This window comes from Nitrospira marina (assembly GCF_059568365.1).
On the sequence record NZ_JCANTH010000001.1, the window covers coordinates 4,446,485 to 4,467,023 of the forward strand.

Annotated in this window: 16 protein-coding genes, 1 tRNA gene and 1 pseudogene; 16 read left to right on the plus strand and 2 right to left on the minus strand. The window is 49.6% G+C overall.

What is annotated here, in order from left to right; all coding sequences use genetic code 11:
- Window positions 1–229: 229 nt before the first annotated feature.
- Window positions 230–541, minus strand: coding sequence for a hypothetical protein (locus LX98_RS19240; RefSeq protein ID WP_496430380.1), 312 nt, complete (start codon window positions 539–541; stop codon window positions 230–232).
- Window positions 542–775: 234 nt separating this feature from the next.
- Between LX98_RS19240 and LX98_RS19245 the strand changes: the two genes are divergently transcribed.
- From LX98_RS19245 to LX98_RS19270, 6 genes and pseudogenes are all read left to right on the plus strand, one after another.
- Window positions 776–852, plus strand: a tRNA-Arg gene (locus LX98_RS19245).
- Between the two features lie 346 nt (window positions 853–1,198).
- Window positions 1,199–2,917: a glycosyltransferase family 39 protein gene (locus LX98_RS19250; protein WP_496430381.1), complete on the plus strand. Its 1,719-nt coding sequence runs from the start codon at window positions 1,199–1,201 to the stop codon at window positions 2,915–2,917.
- A gap of 170 nt (window positions 2,918–3,087) precedes the next feature.
- The gene (locus LX98_RS19255; RefSeq protein WP_496430382.1) at window positions 3,088–3,879 is read left to right on the plus strand and encodes a dienelactone hydrolase family protein; all 792 of its coding nucleotides are present in this window, start codon (window positions 3,088–3,090) and stop codon (window positions 3,877–3,879) included.
- A 165-nt stretch (window positions 3,880–4,044) separates the two neighbouring features.
- A pseudogene (locus tag LX98_RS19260) lies at window positions 4,045–5,913 on the plus strand (carbamoyltransferase family protein).
- A gap of 18 nt (window positions 5,914–5,931) precedes the next feature.
- A complete protein-coding gene (locus LX98_RS19265) occupies window positions 5,932–6,336 on the plus strand; it encodes an SxtJ family membrane protein (protein ID WP_496430383.1) in 405 nt (134 codons plus the stop codon).
- Window positions 6,337–6,349: 13 nt separating this feature from the next.
- Window positions 6,350–6,502, plus strand: a complete 153-nt coding sequence (locus LX98_RS19270) for a DUF5989 family protein (protein ID WP_312645580.1) — start codon at window positions 6,350–6,352, stop codon at window positions 6,500–6,502.
- Window positions 6,503–6,655: 153 nt separating this feature from the next.
- Here LX98_RS19270 and LX98_RS19275 read toward each other — a convergent pair whose 3' ends face one another.
- Window positions 6,656–6,964 (minus strand): hypothetical protein, encoded by a 309-nt coding sequence (locus tag LX98_RS19275; protein WP_496430384.1) that lies wholly within the window; start codon window positions 6,962–6,964, stop codon window positions 6,656–6,658.
- Between the two features lie 1,135 nt (window positions 6,965–8,099).
- Between LX98_RS19275 and LX98_RS19280 the strand changes: the two genes are divergently transcribed.
- The 10 genes from LX98_RS19280 (at window position 8,100) to LX98_RS19325 (ending at window position 20,510) form a co-directional block, all read left to right on the plus strand.
- Window positions 8,100–9,074: an AAA family ATPase gene (locus tag LX98_RS19280; protein WP_496430385.1), complete on the plus strand. Its 975-nt coding sequence runs from the start codon at window positions 8,100–8,102 to the stop codon at window positions 9,072–9,074.
- The gene (locus tag LX98_RS19285) at window positions 9,058–10,065 is read left to right on the plus strand and encodes a DUF58 domain-containing protein (RefSeq protein WP_496430386.1); all 1,008 of its coding nucleotides are present in this window, start codon (window positions 9,058–9,060) and stop codon (window positions 10,063–10,065) included. Before LX98_RS19280 ends, LX98_RS19285 begins: the two co-directional genes overlap by 17 nt.
- Window positions 10,066–10,080: 15 nt before the next feature.
- Complete coding sequence (locus tag LX98_RS19290) at window positions 10,081–10,578, plus strand: DUF4381 family protein (RefSeq protein WP_496430387.1); 498 nt, start codon at window positions 10,081–10,083, stop codon at window positions 10,576–10,578.
- The gene (locus LX98_RS19295) at window positions 10,575–11,630 is read left to right on the plus strand and encodes a VWA domain-containing protein (protein ID WP_496430388.1); all 1,056 of its coding nucleotides are present in this window, start codon (window positions 10,575–10,577) and stop codon (window positions 11,628–11,630) included. The genes LX98_RS19290 and LX98_RS19295 overlap by 4 nt, the downstream gene beginning before the upstream one ends.
- Window position 11,631: 1 nt before the next feature.
- A complete protein-coding gene (locus tag LX98_RS19300) occupies window positions 11,632–13,545 on the plus strand; it encodes a VWA domain-containing protein (protein ID WP_496430389.1) in 1,914 nt (637 codons plus the stop codon).
- A 23-nt stretch (window positions 13,546–13,568) separates the two neighbouring features.
- A complete protein-coding gene (locus LX98_RS19305) occupies window positions 13,569–15,338 on the plus strand; it encodes a BatD family protein (RefSeq protein ID WP_496430390.1) in 1,770 nt (589 codons plus the stop codon).
- Window positions 15,339–15,435: 97 nt separating this feature from the next.
- Window positions 15,436–16,383 carry an ATP-binding cassette domain-containing protein gene (locus LX98_RS19310; protein WP_496430633.1) on the plus strand — a complete coding sequence of 316 codons (948 nt, stop codon included), beginning with the start codon at window positions 15,436–15,438 and terminating at the stop codon, window positions 16,381–16,383.
- 156 nt (window positions 16,384–16,539) lie between these two features.
- Entirely contained in the window at window positions 16,540–17,277 is a 738-nt protein-coding gene (locus LX98_RS19315) for an ABC transporter permease subunit (protein ID WP_496430391.1), read from the plus strand.
- 47 nt (window positions 17,278–17,324) lie between these two features.
- Window positions 17,325–19,259, plus strand: coding sequence for a Gldg family protein (locus LX98_RS19320; RefSeq protein ID WP_496430392.1), 1,935 nt, complete (start codon window positions 17,325–17,327; stop codon window positions 19,257–19,259).
- Between the two features lie 57 nt (window positions 19,260–19,316).
- Window positions 19,317–20,510, plus strand: coding sequence for a DUF4340 domain-containing protein (locus tag LX98_RS19325; protein ID WP_496430393.1), 1,194 nt, complete (start codon window positions 19,317–19,319; stop codon window positions 20,508–20,510).
- Window positions 20,511–20,539: the final 29 nt, after the last annotated feature.

Below are 20,539 nucleotides of genomic sequence, written 5' to 3' on the forward strand. Positions count from 1 at the left end.
GGGGGATTAATCGGAATGGTGCCATCGTCTTCTTTGGGACAACTTCATCCTTCCCTCATATTCCCAATTTATGGCCGGAACTCCATTTCCAAAAATATGACCGATTTTTGGGCCGTCAGTCTACAGGGCTTACAGGTGAATTCTAAGAGGATTGGGGAAAGAGTCGAGTCGAGCAAGGATTTATTATCGAAGAAGAATGGTCGCTAGGATCATTCTTAAAGAAGAGTAATTAATTCAAGTTTGCGGGAACAAGAAGCTGAAGACTTGTTCGGAGGATAAGCTGGTTTCCGCTGGAAGAGGGTGGGGAAATTACTCGCCAATTTCTTCCTCTATCTCGTAATCCTTCTCCAATCAAGGTCAGTTGGGCATGAGCATCCTTATCAAACGCCTTGGTCAGGCTAAGATTGCAAAGGAAGGTCTTACACCCTAAGTGGTAAGAACGAAAGACCAACAAACCCAGTTCTTTGGCAACTTGTTTATTAAACTGTCCTTGCACATGAAACATGATGGTATCAGAGGCCAGCTGTTCTGTACGTATCATTAGGATTCCTGACGTTCCGATATAGGAAAAGTATCTTGCTCAAGCCCATTTCAACCCAATAGGCGTTTCCGTGACTATTCCCCAGAGGGGTGGGCCCACAGGAGGTGAAAGCGACGAACTGATCACATGCTTTAAAAGGGAATATGAAGACGCGAGAACAGCCAGGGGAAGCCTGGTTAAATGAGAGATTGGTTGACGGGGACCTTGGTGGGATGTATAAAGTCATTTCTTCATGCGTCCGTAGCTCAATTGGATAGAGCATCGGCCTTCGGAGCCGAGGGTTGGGGGTTCAAGTCCCTCCGGGCGCACCATTCAGATTTCTCAGTTGCCTTAATGATGGTAGTATCCCCACACCCCCCATTCGTAGGGCATTACGTGTATACGTAATATTGAAGCCAATCACACACCAGGAAATGTCGATTCTTCTGTTGTATTTTTTCCTTCCTGCTAATGCATGGCATATCTTCGATTAGGGCAAGCATAAAAGTATTATTGCCCATTCACCATATCCAGGTTAATACCATTGCCGGGATTCTTAGAAATGTGTTGGTCGAGAAGTCGCTTAAGTTAACAAATCAGGGGTTTTTGTTGTAGTCTGTGCCAACGTTTTTTGTCGGTAATGATCATCATGGGCAGTGAAATAGCATCTCTCTTCTAATGAATACCTCCTGGATTGCGTTCCTTGAACGCCCCGCTATCCATATTTCGCTTCTTCTAGTCATTGGTTTTTTGGCGTTTAGCTCCAATGCCTCTATTTCACTGTTCGGGGAAACCGAGGGTTTGTACGCCATTATCACCCACACCATGATGGCGGCCGAGGATTATGTGCATCTTTGGTTAAGGGGAGAGCCGTATTTTAGTAAACCGCCTCTTTTCTTTTGGCTTCAGGCGGGATTCATTCATGGTTTGGGATGGAGTGAGGCCGCATTACGGTTGCCGTCAATTCTATCCAGTCTGGGAACGATGATAACGACCTATTACTTAGGGCGCCTGTTGTTTTCAGAAATGGCAGGATTTTGGAGCGCGCTGGTATGTGCGACCTGTTATGCGGGCTTGTGGTTTGGTCCATTGGCCATAATCGATCCTGTGTTAACTTTTTTTATGACATTGGGGATGTATGCCTGGGCCCGCGCGTATTTTCAAGAATCTTCACAGTGGTGGTATCTAATCGGTTTTGTGGCGTTGGCGTTGGGCTCGATGGTTAAAACGTTACATGCCATGGTCTTGCCGGTTCTGGTAATGGGAATCTTTTTATGGATGCGGCGTGATGGGCGAGTATTTCGGGAATGGTATTTTTGGGTTGGGGCCGTATTGAGTGGCTTGTTACTGGGTGCCTACTACCTGTTACTTGGTCCCGAATTCAGGCAGCATTTTTTCTTTGAAGAAAATCTCAAACGCATGATCAGCGTATCGGGCGACCAACAATATTCTGCGTGGGAGGCCTATTGGGGCAAACGTCCCATTTTTTGGTATGGTCTAGTCATCTGGTTCGACTTTTTCCCCTGGTCGGCCTTACTTCCCTTTGGCCTTTTTCTCATATGGAACCGTCGTCCCTGGCTCGAATCGCCGAAAGAATTGTGGGTCTTTCTCTGGGTCGTGGCGTACTTTGTGGCGATGAGTTTGGGGCCCGAAAAGCATGAACGGTATCTTATACCTCTCCTACCGGCATTCGGTATGTTGGTCGGATATGTGTACCATCGACTGCTCCATGAAGCACCAGTATCAGAAGGAAGGGGTATGTTGAAGGGCTTGTTAGCATGCTTAGGGGGCGTTTTTGTGGTTTCGGTATTTCTTGGACCTATTCTGTTGCAAAAAAAATGGCATGTTCCGTTGGACATCATTCCTTTGGCTCTTCGTGTTGGATTAGGCATGTTAGGCCTGATAATGATTGGCCTGGCCGTCAAGAATTATCTGCGAATGGGTCTTTTGGGTATGGGAGTGTTGGGCGTGGCCCTTATGGTGACGGTGACCGGATTTATTATTCCTGGTATTCAAGCGGAAGGCTCCCCCAGGCTGGCATTTGACGAAAATCAACGGCGACTGAATAATCAAACTGATCCCATATCGGTGTTTCAGTCATGGGATTGGCGGGGGGATGAAGATGAATTTTATTGGGATTATCTCCATGGTCGTTCACGCATCGTGGGAAAGGGTCTTAAAGATTCCTTGGCGCTGGAAGAACTAAAAAGGGACGTTCAACAATCTACGCGTTTGGTGATGATGACTAAGGACCAGTATCAGCAAATCATTTCTGGTGCCCCGAATTTAAGTGCCAATGTATTATTTGAGTTCTACCGTTCAAAAAAGAATATTGTGCTTCTTTCTCTCGGTTGGAGAGCACAATTGGCGGATTCTTGGGAAACCCAAAAACAATGAATTGAATAAATATTGCCAAATGCTCAATTTACCGTAAAATTTAGTATCTGGACCATTCTGAAGCGGTTCAGGTTAATGACTGGAAGAAATAGTATTAAATCGAAATCATGTCATAGTCTGAATTCCGGTCCGAATGGTTACTGAACCATTAATGTAAAGAAGCAGAAATCATGAATTATTTCCATCGATCAGGTCTATGCCTCCTCATGATTGTGTGTGCATGGTCTTCGCAAGTGGAAGCAAGGGTGCAGATCACAACTATCCCCTATAACCATGGGGATGTTGCTTTGGAAGGAGTCGTGGCCTGGGATGATGAGATTAAAGGTATACGTCCGGGAGTTTTGGTTGTTCACGAATGGTGGGGGCTAAATGAATATGCCCGAACTCGTGCAGAACAATTGGCGGCCATGGGATATGTGGCGGTGGCATTAGATATGTATGGAAAGGGAAAAGTGACCACTCATCCCGATAAGGCCAGGCAATGGATGCAACAGATCACAGCCAATGTAAATATGTGGCAGGCCAGGGCGAAAGAGGGATTACGGCTTCTTCAGACTAACCCCCTGGTAGATCAAACCCGTTTAGCAGCTATTGGGTATTGTTTTGGGGGGGCAACGGTTATGCAAATGGTGTATGATGGAGCACCGGTCAACGGAGGCGTAAGTTTCCATGGGTCGCTCCCTCTTCCGTCCGCATCTTCTGCTATTAAGAGTTCAGTCAAAATTCTTATTGCCCACGGGGAGGCCGATCCGTTTCTTAGTCAAGACCACATTACGAAATTTAAACATGCTTTAGACCAGGCTGGGTTAGATTGGCACATGGTGATTTTTGGAGGGGCCAAACATGGATTCACCAACCCTTCGGCCAATCAATATGGGATGAACGGTGTGCAATATCAGGAGCAAGCTGATAGACGGTCATGGGAGCACATGAAATTGTTTTTTGATGAACTGTTTCGATAAATAGAATAAGTCCGATAGGAGGTTTTCTATTGATCGAAAGGGAAACAGGAAGTATCGTTGGTAAAGTTCTTCTTCATCATTCACCGAAAATTTAGAGTTTACGGGTTTTCTGTCTGAGCAGGCCATCCAATATGGCAAAGGCAAGCTCTTATTCTAAGGAAAAACATGACAACGCCAAACAGGAAATTAACATCAATTCTGGGCGTTTCCGCCTATTACCACGATAGCGCGGCTTGTCTCATCCAGAATGGCAAGATTGTGGCGGCTGCTCAAGAAGAACGGTTCACGCGAAAAAAGCATGATGCCGGGTTCCCGAGCCATGCGGTGGAGTATTGTCTCCGGCAAGGCGGGGTTGGCATGCGCGACGTCGATTATCTGGTGTTCTACGACAAACCTTTCGTCAAATTTGAACGTTTGCTGGAAACGTATTTGTCCTATGCGCCGAAGGGACTAGGATCGTTTCTAACCGCTATTCCTGTGTGGATCAAAGAAAAGCTATTCCTGCGAAACTTACTAGAAAAGGCTTTTCGTCAGGTGGGAAGTCTCGAAAAATAAGAGAACCTGCCGCCTTTGCTTTTTGGAGAACACCATGAATCACATGCGGCTGCGGCCTTTTTCCCTTCTCCTTATGAGGAAGCGGTTGTCCTATGTATGGACGGGGTGGGCGAATGGGCGACCACTTCAGCCTGGGTCGGGCGGGGAAACCAATTAACACCTCTTTGGGAAATTCCCTTTCCCCATTCAATCGGGCTGCTGTATTCCGCCTTTACCTATTATACCGGGTTTAAGGTCAATTCCGGGGAATATAAAGTGATGGGGCTCGCTCCCTATGGGGAGCCAAAATATGTGAAAACGATTTTGGACAATGTGGTGGATGTGAAGCCGGATGGCACCTTCCGGCTCAATATGGACTATTTTGATTACTGTACCGGATTACGGATGACCAACAACAAGTTCGACGCCATATTTGGTGGTCCTCCGCGTCAGGCGGAAAGTACACTCACCCAGCGGGAAATGGATCTGGCCCGGTCTGTGCAGGAAGTCACCGAGATGGTCATGCTCCGTCTGGCCAACAGCCTTTATCGAGAAACGGGCCTTTCCAATCTTTGCCTTTCCGGAGGGGTGGCCTTGAATTGCGTCGGAAACGGAAGAGTGCTGCGGGAAGGTCCATTCAGTGGGCTGTGGATTCAGCCGGCCGCAGGCGATGCGGGGAGCGCGTTGGGAGCGGCGTTAAATGTGTATTACAGCTATCTAAATCAGCCTCGGATATGCCAGGGTCCTAGTGATTCGATGCGAGGCAGTTATTTAGGGCCACGCTTTTCCAATGAGGAGATTGAATCCAGGCTCCAACGGCTTGAGGCCAAGTATGAGCGCGTGGAGGATTCGGACCTGTATCGTCGAGTAGCGGAGTATTTGGCTGAGGGAAAGGTCATTGGTTGGTTACAGGGGCACATGGAATTCGGTCCTCGGGCTCTAGGAGGACGAAGTATCTTGGGCGACCCTCGTAGCGAGAAAATGCAATCGGTCATGAATTTAAAAATAAAATATCGGGAATCCTTTCGGCCCTTTGCGCCCTCGGTTTTGAGAGAACGAGTGTCCGAGTATTTTGAGATGGATGCCGATAGTCCTTACATGTTACTGGTGGCCCCGGTTGCCGAGAAGCGACGTCGAGCGGTACAACCTGATCAACAAAAACTTTTTGGAATTGATCTACTCAATGTTCCCAAATCTGATATTCCAGCAGTGACCCATGTGGATTACTCCGCCCGGGTTCAGACGGTGTCACCTGATACCAATCCTCGCTACTATCAATTGTTGCAAGAGTTTGAAAAGCAAACCGGGTGTGCGGTGTTGATCAATACCTCGTTTAATGTTCGAGGTGAACCGATTGTCTGTACGCCTGAAGATGCCTACCGGTGTTTCATGCGGACGGAGATGGATGTTCTTGTGCTGGAAAATTGTCTCGTTTTGAAAGAACACCAAAAGCCAGTGCAAAAGGATGAAACGTGGATGAAAGAATTTGAATTGGATTAAGCGTGAAAGAATAACGATATGACCTCAAGAATTCATCAACCAACTGCCAAAGATCTTCGCTCGTTTGGCCTGTTAATGGGAGGAGTCTTTTTTATAGTAGCGCTATGGCCATTGGTCCTTCATGGGGAAAGCCTTCGAGTATGGGCGAGTTTAATCGCCGGGGTCTTTGGGGCAATGGGAATAGTTTTTCCAAAAGGCCTTAAGCCCTTGCATCGAGTCTGGATGAAGATCGGCGAAAAATTAGGCTGGATCAATTCCCGGATAATCTTAAGCTTAATGTTTTTTGGAATGTTTACTCCCATGGCGTTTGTTATGGGATTATTAGGTAAACGACCATTGCAACTTGGCTATGACCCCAAGGCCAACAGCTATCGCGTGGTCAAAAAGGCCAGAGCCGCAGACCATGTGCTGAAACCCTTCTAAGGAGGAACAACAGATGACAGGTTTTCTTGGGGAATTGTGGGACTTTATGCGGGAACGAAAAAAGTTCTGGCTCGCCCCCATCATCATCATGCTCTTATTACTCGGCGGTCTTATAATCCTGAGTGAGGGTTCAGCCGTGGCCCCCTTCATCTATACCTTGTTCTAACTCGAGGGGAGGTGAATGGTGGATCTTAGGATATGTATTTGAGTGACAGACAAAGGTAATCCTGCTGAAAGAAAAGGAGGGAGTTTCAAGCTCCCTCCTTTTGAGACCCCCTGGCGTTCCCGATCGTACGGGGACACATTGTGGACGTATCACTTACTTCGTGGAATTACTCTTTGTGTCCATGGACTTTAATGCTCCAGGCGACACAATATTCGGCCGTTCTTCCTTTCCAGGATTCATGGCATGCGCATCATGAAATCCCGCAGCTTGATGGAGCGATTCAACCCGGCTGGGTTGAGTTTGTCCCGGGTCATTAGCTACCGATTGCCCCGTCACGGGAGACTTCGCGTCTCCCATGGGATACCCTGGATGGTTTGGCAACATGCCTGGATTTCCCAGGGCTAATGTACTTCCTAAAAACACACTTCCTATTACGTAAATGGCGCATAGTTTACGGTTCATGATCATCCCCTCCTCTTTATTCGATACGATCGGAAATCAAGGGGTGCAGAACAAAAACCTAGTCTAGATATCTTTGTTGGAAACCTCTTCCGTTGTCCTTTACTTCCTGTCCCTCCTGTTTTAATTGTGAGTTTTACCGACTTCGTGTGAACAGGTAATTTGGCCAAAGATGCGGTTCAGTCCGTCACTTGTCTTTGCCATATCTTGGAAAGGGATGAGGAGGATTTCTGGATGGTGTACAATACACCATGGGTTCACCACATTGATTGACGGGAAGATTGAGTTTATGCCTTTATGGTAAAACTGGAAAATGACAATGGGCAAGTGGCGCAAAATGGGGCAGGTCTGTTGAGTGAGGTAGATAAAAAAATATCCTGGTAAAGGGAGAATATCGCGATAGTTTTTGAAATGAAAAACCCCAAAGATTAAAACAAATCAATATGAAATGAACGATGATCACAATATAATTTATTGTATAGGAACAGTGAAATTGCCGGAAGAAAATATAAAACATCACCAGGTTGTAAATGTAAAAAGTATGATGGTTGTCGGCAAGCCGTGGAGGAAAGCTCTTCTGGCATGATGCGTGTGAATGAGCACTCCGTGGGCGTGGGGAAGTTCCAAGCCGTTGAAATCTTACATTGAAGGATTTGCGCCGTATTTTCCTCCTCAATAGACTCTCGTGAACTCAGAATTCCGTGTTGTATGGGAGAAATCCACGGCTACACCTGCATATGAATACGCATGACGGCTGCAAAGCGGCTGGAGCATGTGCCTTTGGGGTACGTGCCATTCGTCCGCATGAAACATTTGAAATAACGGGTCTTCTCCCCGGAACATATCCCTATCATTGCACACGGCACTCCATCATGGGGCTATGGTCGAAGGCCCTCCTCTCGCGACCCCATCCATCTGACTTTCAAGGGGTCGTTGAGAAGATAAATGAATTTGGAGGTTCTTTGGGTAGGGACCATTTTTCCGCCAAAACCCTTGACTCTCAAAAATGGTAAATTATTATAAAAAAGAGGCTCTCAGAATATGCAGCATAACAAGTTGAGATTGCCCCATTTCCATGGAAGAAGGGGAATCGGTAATAATTTGACTATGGGAACCCACCGGGTTCATATCAAGACAGATGTCTGGATCTGAACACGAGCAGATAGCAAGGCTTCGAGCCTTTTTGAATCAACAGGTGATTGGACAAGAGGGTCTTACCCTCAGGCTTTTGATTGCCTTAATGGCTGATGGACACCTTCTTGTGGAAGGTGCGCCAGGTTTAGCCAAAACTACCGCTATTAAAACGTTGGCCTCCGGGATTGAGGCTGATTTTCACCGGATTCAGTTTACCCCGGATTTGCTCCCCGCTGATATTACCGGGACCGATATTTATCGTCCTCACGACGGCTCTTTTCGCTTTCAACCGGGACCGATTTTTCACAATCTTGTCTTGGCCGATGAAATCAATCGGGCCCCCGCTAAGGTTCAGGCCGCCCTATTAGAGGCCATGGGAGAACATCAAGTGACAATCGGGCGAACAAGTTATCCCTTGCCCGAGTTGTTTTTAGTCATGGCCACCCAAAATCCCATTGAGCAGGAAGGAACGTATCCTTTGCCTGAAGCGCAATTGGATCGTTTCCTCCTCTATGTCCGGGTGCAATATCCTGATGTGGAAGGAGAGCGAAAGATTGTCGAACTTGTTCGTCGACAAGCCAGGGCAATTTCTGGGGATGGAACGACAGCTCCCACGCCCGTTCCTCAAAAGGTGATTGTGGCCGCTCGACGACAGATGTGGGATTTATATGTCGCGCCAGCACTAGAAGAATATATTGTCCAATTAGTCATGGCCACGCGAGAGCCTGGACCGTATAGCGCCATGCTGAAGCGATGGATCCGGTTTGGAGCCAGCCCTCGGGCAACCATTGGAATGGAGCGTTGTGCCAGAGCTCATGCCTGGCTGGAAGGGCGCGATTATGTCTCCCCGGAAGACATACAAGCCGTGGCCCATGATGTGTTGCGCCACCGGGTTTTACTGACCTTTGAAGCGGAAGCGGAGGGGATCAGGACTGATCAGGTGATCTCAGAAATTTTGAATCATGTGGCCGTTCCGTAAACAGACAACCCCATTAGAATCCAGGCAGAACCGTCCTACAGGATTTCAGGGTGTAGAAATTCGGCTTGCCGATCTCATCAACATGCGTCACCAGACAGGGATATTGGGAATCAAAACAAGGAAGCGGGTTCATACCATTTTGGCTGGCGGAGAACGATCTCCGTTTAAAGGCAGAGGCATGGATTTTGAAGAATCTCGCCGGTATCAACCGGGTGATGATGTGCGACTCATGGATTGGCGGGTGATGGCGCGAACTCATGAGCCCTACCTCAAGGTCTTTCGCGAAGAACGGGAGCGACCCGTATTCATCGTAGTGGATAATAGAAAGGGAATGCGATTCGGGACCAAGGTGGCCTTTAAGTCAGTCGTTGCTGCCCATGCGGCGGCATTACTGGGATGGGCATCGCAAGAGCGGGGAGACCGGGTTGGGGGGGTGGTTTTTTCAGATGTGGACCATGTGGAACTCCGACCCAGGGGAGGAAGAACCGGAGTGCTTCAACTTCTCAATACTTTGGCACAAGATAGTGCCCACCCGTCACAGATGATTGAGCGCCAGAGTCCTAATCCCTCACCTTTTCAGTTGGCCTTAAATCGAGTCCAGGCAACCGCGAAGCCCGGAAGCCTCATTTTTCTCTTAAGTGATTTTCGCGATTGGGACCATCAAGCCAAACAGACTCTCATCCGATTGAACGGACACCAGGATGTGGTGGCGATCTTTATGTACGACCAATTGGAACAAGAGCCCCCCCCTGCCGGCCAATATCCTGTGACTGACGGCACACGCATGGGAATATTGAATACAGGATCCGCCAACATCATCCAATCCTATTCAGCGTGCTTTAGGGAACGTTATGAAGATGTCCGGACCCTGTGCCTGACCCGTGGAATCGGATTCATTCCATTGGGAACCCACGACGATATTCTTTTCCAATTGCGGGGTGGGTTACAGGATCTTGGACATCGCCGAAGCGCCCATCACAGTATGGCATGACGGAAATGGGCTAACATGCCGACAGCAAGTTCTCCCTTACAAGAGCTCCGGGATGTGCATCTGCCACCTCCGATTTCTCTGTGGCCTCCGGCTCCGGGTTGGTGGATCATCTTTGGTTTGGTCATGATGGGAGTCATCCTGTGCCTGTGGATTCTGAGGAATCGACGTCGAAAAGAGACGTGTCGACTTGCGATGAATGAACTGCATGCGATCAAACGGCACTATGATAACCATCGAGATGATCAATGGTTGATTCAACGCCTTTCAGTCATGATCCGTCGCTATGCCATAGCCACCTTCCCTCGAAACGAGGTCGCCGGGCTAGTAGGAATCTCCTGGCTGCAGTTTTTGGACCGGTCGGGTCGAACCAATCAATTCACTGACGGGGTTGGCCATCTGTTAAGTTCAGGGCCCTACCAACAGCAGACGGCCGTGTCGGCTGCCGAACTGGTGCCTTTGGTCGAACAGTGGATTCAGCAGGTGACTCCACCCACAGGGAAGGGCGCGGCATGATAACGTTGGCCTGGCCGTGGGTGTTGGCGCTTTTTCTGTGTCCCTGGATGGTGCGTCGTTGGGCAACACCTGTCTCCATTTCATCCGGCCGGGCTATGAAGGTGCCGCATTTCGACGACATTATGGCCCTTCAGACCAACAAGTTGATTGGGCCGACTCGTTCAAGGCATTCCACGCTGTTTTGGGCGGGGATATTCATCTGGGCCGCCCTGGTGCTTGCGGCTGCCCGTCCACAGTGGAGTGGCGAACCTGTCGGGTTGCCAACCAGTGGACGTGATCTGATGTTGGCGGTCGATGTCTCCGGCAGCATGAAGATTCCGGATTTTTCGGTAAAAGGACAGGAAGTCACCCGCTTGGAGGTGGTGAAAGCCGCAGCCGGGGAGTTCATCGCTGGCCGAACTGGCGATCGTATAGGGTTGATTGTTTTTGGTTCCCAGGCCTACGTGCAGACACCTTTGACATTCGATCGGGATACCGTCAAGGCCATGTTGACGGAAACAGAAATCGGCTTGGCGGGACAGGAAACCGCGATTGGCGATGCGATCGGCCTTGCTGTAAAACGGCTCAAAGAACAACCCGCGGGAAGCCGGGTTTTAGTACTATTAACTGATGGGGCCAATACCGCGGGAGAAGTCTCGCCCACACAAGCGGCGGCCTTGGCTGAGGAACAAGGTATTCGAATCTATGCTATCGGAGTTGGCGCGGATCGAATGGAGATTGAATCATTTTTCGGCACACAGACGGTGAATCCTTCTCGCGATTTGGATGAAGATACCCTTCGCCACCTTGCCCAACGTACCGGAGGGTTGTACTTGCGTGCCAAAGACACCGAGGGACTTACGAGGGTGTATGAAGAATTAGATCGTCTTGAACCGGCGGCTACGGAAACAGAACTGTTTCGACCGACGACCGAATTATATATATGGCCGTTAGGATTCGCGTTGGCCCTTTCCTGTGTAATGGCCATGTCTTTCATCTGGAATAGAAATTGGGTTCTCCGATCGAGATGGAGGGCGGAAGCGATCTCCGCACAAGCAGGAGCCGGACGATAAGATGGCAATGTTTCATTTTCTACGACCGGAATGGTTTTGGGGATTACTTCCCTTATTCGGACTCTTTCTGCTCGTCGCCAGGAAGGGGACAACGGATCAGATATGGGAATCTGTGTGTGATGCCCATCTACTCCCGCATTTGTTGGTGGGAACGGAGGGAGCTACCCGTCGCATGCCTCTCGTGCTTCTCGGATCAGGTTGGATTGTGGCGATCTGTGCACTGGCCGGGCCGGTCTGGTCCCAATTACCCCAGCCCGTGTTCCGGGCGGAATCGGCGTTGGTGATGGTCTTGGATTTATCCCGTTCAATGGATGCGCAGGATGTGACTCCTTCACGGTTGACGCGAGCCAAACACAAGATTCTTGATATGCTTAAGGCGCGGAAAGAAGGACAAACCGCTCTTGTGGTCTATGCCGGTGAATCGTTCGTTGTCTCGCCATTAACCAATGATGCCAACACCATAGTGACCCTTGTGCAATCTCTCGAGACGGAACTCATGCCGCTCCAAGGAAGCCGTACCGATCTTGCCTTGCAGAAGGCCCATGAACTCCTTCAGCACGTCGGCCAGACGCGTGGTGATGTGCTTTTGCTGACGGACGGCGAGGGAGATCCTGCCACATTGAAGTTGGTAGGCGAGTTACACCGTCAAGGGGTACGTGTTTCGGTGCTTGGTATTGGGACGGTCGATGGGGCTCCTATTCCGGAGACAGGTGGATTCCTCAAAGATCAGGACGGAACGGTGGTTATTCCCAAATTGGACATTCCGTCTCTTCAAGACATTGCTCGAGTAGGAGGTGGTCATTACGCCACGGTAACGGCTGACGACCAGGATATCAATCGGGTCTTTCCTTCCGTTGTGCCAACGAGGGCGGTATCCTCTTCAACATCTGAACAGCGAACAACCGACCTGTGGCGGGAAGAAGGACCCTGGCTCGTCCTTCTGCTTCTGGTTTTGGCATTGCCCGCATTTCGACCGGGATGGTTAGGAATGCTGCTGGCCTTCCTGCTTATTCCTCAGGTAAGCGAGGCCTTTTCCTGGGAAAATCTCTGGGTTCGTCCCGATCAACAGGGGATTCAGGCATTAAAGCGTGACGCCCCGGAAGAAGCGGCGGCCTTGTTTCAAGACCCCGGCTGGAAGGGCATAGCCCATTATCGGGCAGGGAAATATCAGGAAGCAGAAGAAGCCTTTTCCATAATGGATACCCCGGAGGGTCATTACAATCGAGGCAATGCTTTGGCTAATCTCGGTCGCTATGAAGAAGCCCTGGCCTCGTATCAAACAGCCCTCACTCAGCAGCCAGATCATGCGGACGCCCAACATAATCTAGAAATCATCAAACAACTCTTGGATAAATCATCATCTGCGGAACAGGCGGGAGAATCACCCCAAAAATCGGATGGCTCCTCTGCCAAACAGAATAATAATGGGAATGAGGCAGGAGGAGAAGGAGAAAAATCAGAGAATCCTTCAGACCCGACCCATAAACAATCCGATTCGAAAACAGCTGACTCTCAAAAAGAGAAACAAGAAGAGGCAGCCCAGATGTCAGGGTCCGGGTCGGATTCTGCCCGGACCTCTAATCAGTCGAATGGAGATCAGAAATCTTCTGAAGAAAATATTGAGAGAGAGGCGCAAGGGCTGGACCCTTTGAAAGCCGAACAATCTAAGAAGCCGCGGTCCACACCAACTACAATGGAGGAAAAGTCGGAAGATCAGGTGGAACATTCAGAAGTATCTTCTGCGGGGGACGCTGCCCACTCACCGGAAATAGAGAAGTCTGAACAGGTCCTCCAGCAATGGCTTCGCCGTATCCCTGATGATCCCGGAGGATTGTTACGGCGAAAGTTCCTTTTGGAGCATCAACGCCGTGTAGAGGCTGGAAAGTCCACCATTTCTCAAGGTAAGCCCTGGTGAGAATTTTGAGATGGATATGGGTGATGGTGGTCTGCCTTGGACTTATGGGGCTTGCTACCCCTGTTTCGGCCCAATCAGTCAGGGCCTTTGTGGATCGGAATCCGGTCATGGCAGATGAGACCTTCCAGCTTATAGTGGAGACGGATCAGATGTCTTCGGGTGAATCCCCCGAGTGGCATATTTTAGACGCAGACTTCGATGTATTGGGCACGACCCAAAGTCAACAAACTTCGATCATCAATATGCGAACCACTTCATTGGTCCGATGGATTGCGACGCTTGCGCCAAAGCGAACAGGAGCCGTGACCATTCCTCCTATCCACGTGGGCACTCATCAAACCGCCCCCATTCAACTGGAGGTCAATGAGCCGAATCACACTGGAGAGGCTAACGAAAGCCAGGATATTTTTCTCGAAGCCGATGTGGACTCACATGTTTCCTATTTACAAGGGCAAGTCCTTCTGACGCTGAGGTTAGTCAGCGCCATTTCAGTGCAGGAAGGCCGATTAGATGAACCCGAAATGGATTGGGGAGTTGTTGAACGCGTGGGCAAGGACGTCTCGTACGAGACGACCCGAAACGGGCGACGCTATCATATCACCGAACGTCGTTATGTAATCACACCGCAACAAAGCGGGAAGCAGGTGATTCCTCCGATCCTCTTTTCCGGATCCGTGCAGGAAGGCCGAACCCGTGGAACGCTCTTTGAGGAATTATTTGGCAATCGACCCGGGAGTCTGGGGCGTGATCCTTTCAAAACTTCACGCTCGATTCACAGGCGAAGTCCGAAAATTGCGATCAACGTCAAAAACTTTCCATCAGATTTGAATGGGCGATTTTGGCTGCCGGCGAAAAATCTCACTCTCACAGAAACATGGTCTGGTGATACCGATACACTACAGATAGGGGATTCCCCCACTCGAACGATCGTGATGCGTGCGACAGGTCAGCGGGGAGAACAATTGCCTGAAGTGACCGTGCCCCCACAACCCATTGTGAAGATCTATCCCGACAAGGCAAAAACCCAGACAGATTTTGACGGGAAATGGATTGTGGGGTCCAGGGAGGAAAAATATGTGTTCGTGCCCACGCAGCCGGGTACAGTGACGTTGCCCGCGATTCATGTTCCCTGGTGGAACATTGAGACTGGCCAGTGGGAAGAGGCCACTCTCCCTGCTAAGGTTCTGACGATTCTCGGCACGCGTCAACCTGCCTCCTCAGGACAGATTCCCACGTCCGTTCCGGACCTGCCTGTTTCTTCAACAGAGAGTGATGGTCAGCAGAGGGATGTCCAATTCGGCACCTCTGATAGTGACAGGCCGTTACCATGGCCGTGGATAACAGGGGGATGTTTCACGTTGTGGTTGGTGACCCTGGTGGCCTGGTGGAGGGATCGCCAAAAACGGCATGGACGAGGTCAAGATATGGCAAAAAGGAATGATGGGAAATTTGAATCGGAACGACATGCCATTCAAGGAGTGAAGGCTGCTTGTTTCGAACAGTCAGCGGAAAAAACGCGAGCCGCACTATTACAATGGGCTTCCCTCAAGGAAGCAGGGCGTCCCTGTCGAAGCCTGAAGTCAGTGGAACGTCTGTTGAGTCACCCGGTTCCTGATCCGGCAGAAATTTCTGCGGCCATTTGGAACCTTGATCGGACCTTATACACGACCTCGGCAGAAAAACAGAACTGGGATGGGCGGCAGTTTTGGGAAACAGTCAAGCCGGCCATAACAGCCAAGCCACCGAAATCTCACAAACATGCAAAAGAGTTGCCCCCATTGTATCTCCATTGATTCTAGAGGGGGTTGAATAAATCAGAAAGCGAGAGCACAACAGGTCCCACAGATCACTTCATGAAATTATTGAGATAAAGAGGGTAGCATGGAAATCATGGTTAAAATTGAAAACTTGCGAAAAACATTTGGGCCGATTGTCGCAGTGGATGGTGTGTCGTTTACCGTAGGAAAAGGAGAAGTGCTCGGGTTCTTAGGGCCGAACGGAGCAGGTAAATCCACAACCATGAAAATGATCACAGGTTTTCTCACGCCGACCAGCGGCGCAGTGCATATTTGCGGGCATAATATTGACGTTCAACCCATCGATGCCAAAAAGCGTATAGGCTATCTGCCAGAGGGAGCTCCGGCCTATCAGGATATGACTCCAGCCTCGTTTCTTACGTTCATTGGGGAGATGCGAGGATATCGTGGAGCGACGCTTAAGCGAACGGTGTCGGAAACGGTCGAGAAGGTAAATTTGCAATCGGTGTTGAACCAATCCATTGAAACCTTGTCGAAAGGGTTTAAGCGCCGCGTGGGACTGGCTCAGGCGATCCTTCATGACCCGGAAATTTTGATTTTAGATGAACCGACCGATGGATTGGATCCCAATCAAAAGCATGAGGTTCGAACGCTGATTCGGGCCATGGCGAAAGAAAAGGCCATTATTCTCTCAACGCATATCTTGGAAGAAGTCCATGCACTCTGTACGCGCGCAATGATCATTGCGAAGGGGAAAGTGGTGTTTGATGGCACACCAGCGGAATTGGAAGGAAAATCTCCTACTCACCATACGGTCCTCGGCACGATAGCCGGTGTGGATCCCATGGTCTTACATCATCACCTGATGACGGTAAAAGGGGTCAAAAAGATTGAAGAGTTGGGCCGGGACGGTGACTTAGTGCAATTTCGTATTTATCCGGATGACGGACAGTGGATCCTCCCGGATATTGGACATTGCGCGCGAGAACAGGGGTGGGAAGTGAGGGAACTCTATCCCGACCGGGGGCAATTGGATGAAGTATTTCGTTTGTTGACGACTCCCAAGCAGACGATTTCGTAATAGGGCCTGGTTTTGGAGGGACGCAAACTATCGGCCGGAGGCTCTTCCGGCAGAATATCCTTGAACGAACGGGATCTCATCTTAATGCGTCTCGGAGGGACCAATGGCATTAGAAGAGGGTAGCTGAAAGACATATCCGAGAGTGAAGGAGGAATTGTGGGACGTATTCGAGTGATTTTTCAACGGGAATTGGCCGGGTATTTTGCCACGCCGATTGCGGCGGTGTTCATTGTCATATTTTTGTTACTCAGTGGGGCCTTCACGTTTTATCTGGGAAATTACTTTGCGCGCGGCCAGGCTGACCTGGTGCCGTTTTTTGATTTTCATCCGTGGCTCTATCTGGTGTTAATCCCTGCGTTGGCCATGCGCTTATGGGCGGAAGAGCGTCGTTCCGGGACGATTGAGCTGCTGCTGACCCTGCCCGTCACCATGTGGGAGGCGGTCGCAGGGAAATTTCTGGCCGCATGGTGTTTCACGGGGATCGCCTTGGCTCTGACCTTTCCCATGTGGCTCACGGTGAATGTACTGGGCGATCCTGATAATGGTGTTATCCTTGCCAGCTACCTCGGCAGTCTGCTGATGGCCGGGGGATTTTTAGCTATCGGCTCCTGCATCTCCGCCCTCACCAAAAATCAGGTGATCGCCTTTGTGATCAGCGTTGTCATTTCTTTGGGGTTCATCTTGAGTGGGTTCCCACTCGTTCTGGAATTATTCAGCGGGTGGGCGCCACAATTTCTGCTGAGTGCCATCAGCTCTTTTAGCTTTTTGACGCATTTCCAATCGATCAGCAAAGGTGTCCTGGATTTGCGCGATATTCTCTTTTTTCTTTCGCTGATTGCCTTTTGGTTGTTTGCGACGGCCACGGTCATTGATATCAAAAAGGCCGAATCGTAAGAGGACCGTTTAAAGGATCCGGTGTGAAACTTTGCAAGTGAGGAGTGATGATGAATAAAAAAGTACTCACGGGAAGCGGTCTCATCATGGCAGCCGTTCTGTTCGGCGTCTTCAACATGGTGAGTAATGCCGCGTTCAGTTCTGCACGATTCGATCTGACAGAACATGGCCTGTATACCTTGTCTGAAGGCACCAAGAATGTTCTTGAGAGTTTGAAGGAACCCATTACGCTGCGGTTTTATCTCTCCAAAGCCTTGGCAACCGGCTTGCCGGGCATTAAAAGTTACGCAACACGCGTTCAAGAGATGTTGGAGGAATATGCCCAAGTCGCGGGAGACCAACTGTACTTGGAGGTGATAGACCCTGAACCGTTTTCAGAAGAAGAAGACCGAGCAGTCGCGTTTGGTCTGCAGGGTATCCCCCTGGATGGTGGGAGCACCCAATTTTATTTTGGATTGGCCGGGACCAGTTCGACGGATGAGCTGGAAGTGATTCCTTTTTTTCAACCAGAGCGGGAAGAGTTTTTGGAGTATGACTTGACGAAGATGGTTCACACGTTGGCCAATCCCAAGAAAAAAGTTCTTGGCCTGCTGAGCACCTTGCCCATTGATGGGAATGGGGGGATGCCGTTTATGGCACCGCAGGGAGGAAGCCAACCCTGGCTCATTCTCTCGCATATCGAACAAATGTTCGAAGTGAAAAAAATCGAAACGACGGGGGGGGCTATCCCTGAGGAGATTAGTGTCCTAATGATTGTGCATCCAAAGTCCCTGAGTGAGGCCACTCTCTATGCGATTGATCAGTATGTGTTGAGAGGCGGCCATGCCATGATCTTTGTGGATCCTCTTGCGGAATCCGATAGTGGAGGCGGAAACCCCATGAACCCGATGGGGGGCGGCGGCCCCCGGAATTCGGATATGCCTACGTTATTTGCCGCCTGGGGTCTGGAGTTGGTGAAAGGGCAAGTGTTGGGAGATTTGCCGTTGGCCAAAAAGGTGCAAGTCCAACAGCAAAACCGTCTACAGGTGGTAGATTATCCAGTCTGGATTGATTTCCGCCAGGAACATTTCAGCGACAAGGATATTGTCACGGCTCAAGTGCCGTCGATCACGGTGGCATCAGCAGGCATCATTCGAAAGAAGGGGGAAACGGGGACCACGGTCGAACCGCTCATCCAATCGGATGAAGCCGCCATGCAGATTGAGGCCTCACGTTTATCAGTCATGCCTGATGTCAGCGGTTTACTCAACAGTTATCGGCCTGAAGGAGAAAAATTTATTGTGGCCGCCAGGGTAACGGGAACCGTGAAAACGGCATTTCCGGAGGGAAAGCCTAAAGCGGTGGCGAATACCAGTGAGAATCCGGATATGCCTTCAGAAGCCGAGACCCAGACCAAAGATCACCTCACAGAATCAAAAGGTTCCATCAATGTGATTGTGGTGGCCGATACGGATATCTTGCAGGACCGGTTTTGGGTTCAAGTCCAAAACTTCTTTGGCCAACGGATAGGCATTCCCAATTCTGGGAATGGCACGTTTGTTACAAACGCCTTGGATAATCTGACGGGAAGCAATGATCTTATTAGTGTGAGAAGCCGGGCGGGGTATTCCCGGCCATTCACGCTTTTGCGATTGTTGCAACAGGAAGCGGAGCACCGCTTCCGGCAAAAGGAGCAAGTGCTCCAGGAACAGCTCAAGGGGACGGAACGTAAAATTCAGGAACTGCAGAGTCAAAAGCCTGAGGGAAATGCCATGATCCTGAGTGTTGAACAGCAGGAGGCCATGGGACAATTCCGAAAGGAATTGCTTCAGGTTCGCAAAGAGCTGCGTGGCGTACAGCATGAGCTTGGCAAAAACATTGAGAGTGTGGAGCGTTGGGTAAAATTTATCAATATCGGGCTTGTGCCGTTGCTGATTGGTATTGTCGGGGTATGGATCAGTTCTTCGGGGATCAGAAAGAAGGGGTCCCCAAAAGCTAAGTAACTCAGATATCGATCAACCAGGACCTTATTCGACTATTCAAGATATTAAGGGAAGCATATGAAAGCCAAAACTCTCGGCATCTTAGCCGCCATAACCATTGCTGGGATTGTTCTAGTCATTTTCATGAATCAAAAGCCGGCCTCTCAGTTTCCACAGAGTGGTGAGCTGTTGTTCCCGGAATTATTGTCGGTTGTTAATGACGTGAACGAAATAGTTGTGGAGACTAAGGATCAGACCGTGACGCTGGTGCGTGGGGAGCATATCTGGCGGGTTAAGGAGAAGTCCGGGTATCGCGCTGATGTGGAAAAGGTAAAACAAACTCTCATCGGATTGGCGGAGTTGCGGATATTGGAACCCAAAACGAAAAATCCGGAGTTATACGATCGGCTGGGGTTACGGGACAAAGAACAAGAAGGCTCACTTTCGACAACGGTGACGCTGAAAACTCCGAGTAATCCTGAGGCGGCCTTGGTGATTCTGGGGAATCAACGTCCTGCCAAGGGAAATCCACGGATGAGTGAAATTTATGGGCGAAAACTAGGAGATCCTCAAACCTGGTTAACAATAGGGAATTTGCCGTTGGAAAAAGTGTCGGGAGAGTGGCTCGATAAGGAACTAACGGCGCTGACGACTAAGCGCGTTCATCGGGTGACGGTCAGGCATCCGGGCGGGGAAACTCTTCTTGTCTCAAAAGATAAACCCGAGGATCTTGATTTTCAGTTGGATTCCATTCCTGTAGGTTCCAAAGTGGCTTCTCAGTTTAATGTGAATAACGTGGTGGGGACTCTCGTGCAGCTCTCACTGGAGGATGCGAAAGAAGCACATGAGGTAAATTTTCAGGACCGCTCCGGAGTGACGGCTGTACTGGAAACCTTTGACGGGCTCAGGCTTCATGTTCAAACGGCCAAACAGGAAGATAAAGTTTTTGGAAAATTTTCTGCGGAATATGATCAAAAACTGCTTCAATCTGTGGATGCTACCCCTTCCACAGAAAACGGGGAAACGGTCCCAGCGCAGGATTCTGCTCAAGACGAAAAGACCCCTGAATCTCCAGAAGGGAAAAAAACGGCAGAAATACAAAAAAAAGATCTTTCCTCCAAAGAAGACTCAATATTAAAAAAACCGGAAGAGGTTCAGCGAGAAGTTGAGGCGTTCAATCAGCGCGTGGGAGGCTGGGCGTACGAATTGCCAACGTTCCGGATCGAGAACTTTTCAAAAGCCAAGAAAGATCTTCTTGAAACAATTCCCTAAGCTAAAGCATTCAGTGCTGCATGTAGAGT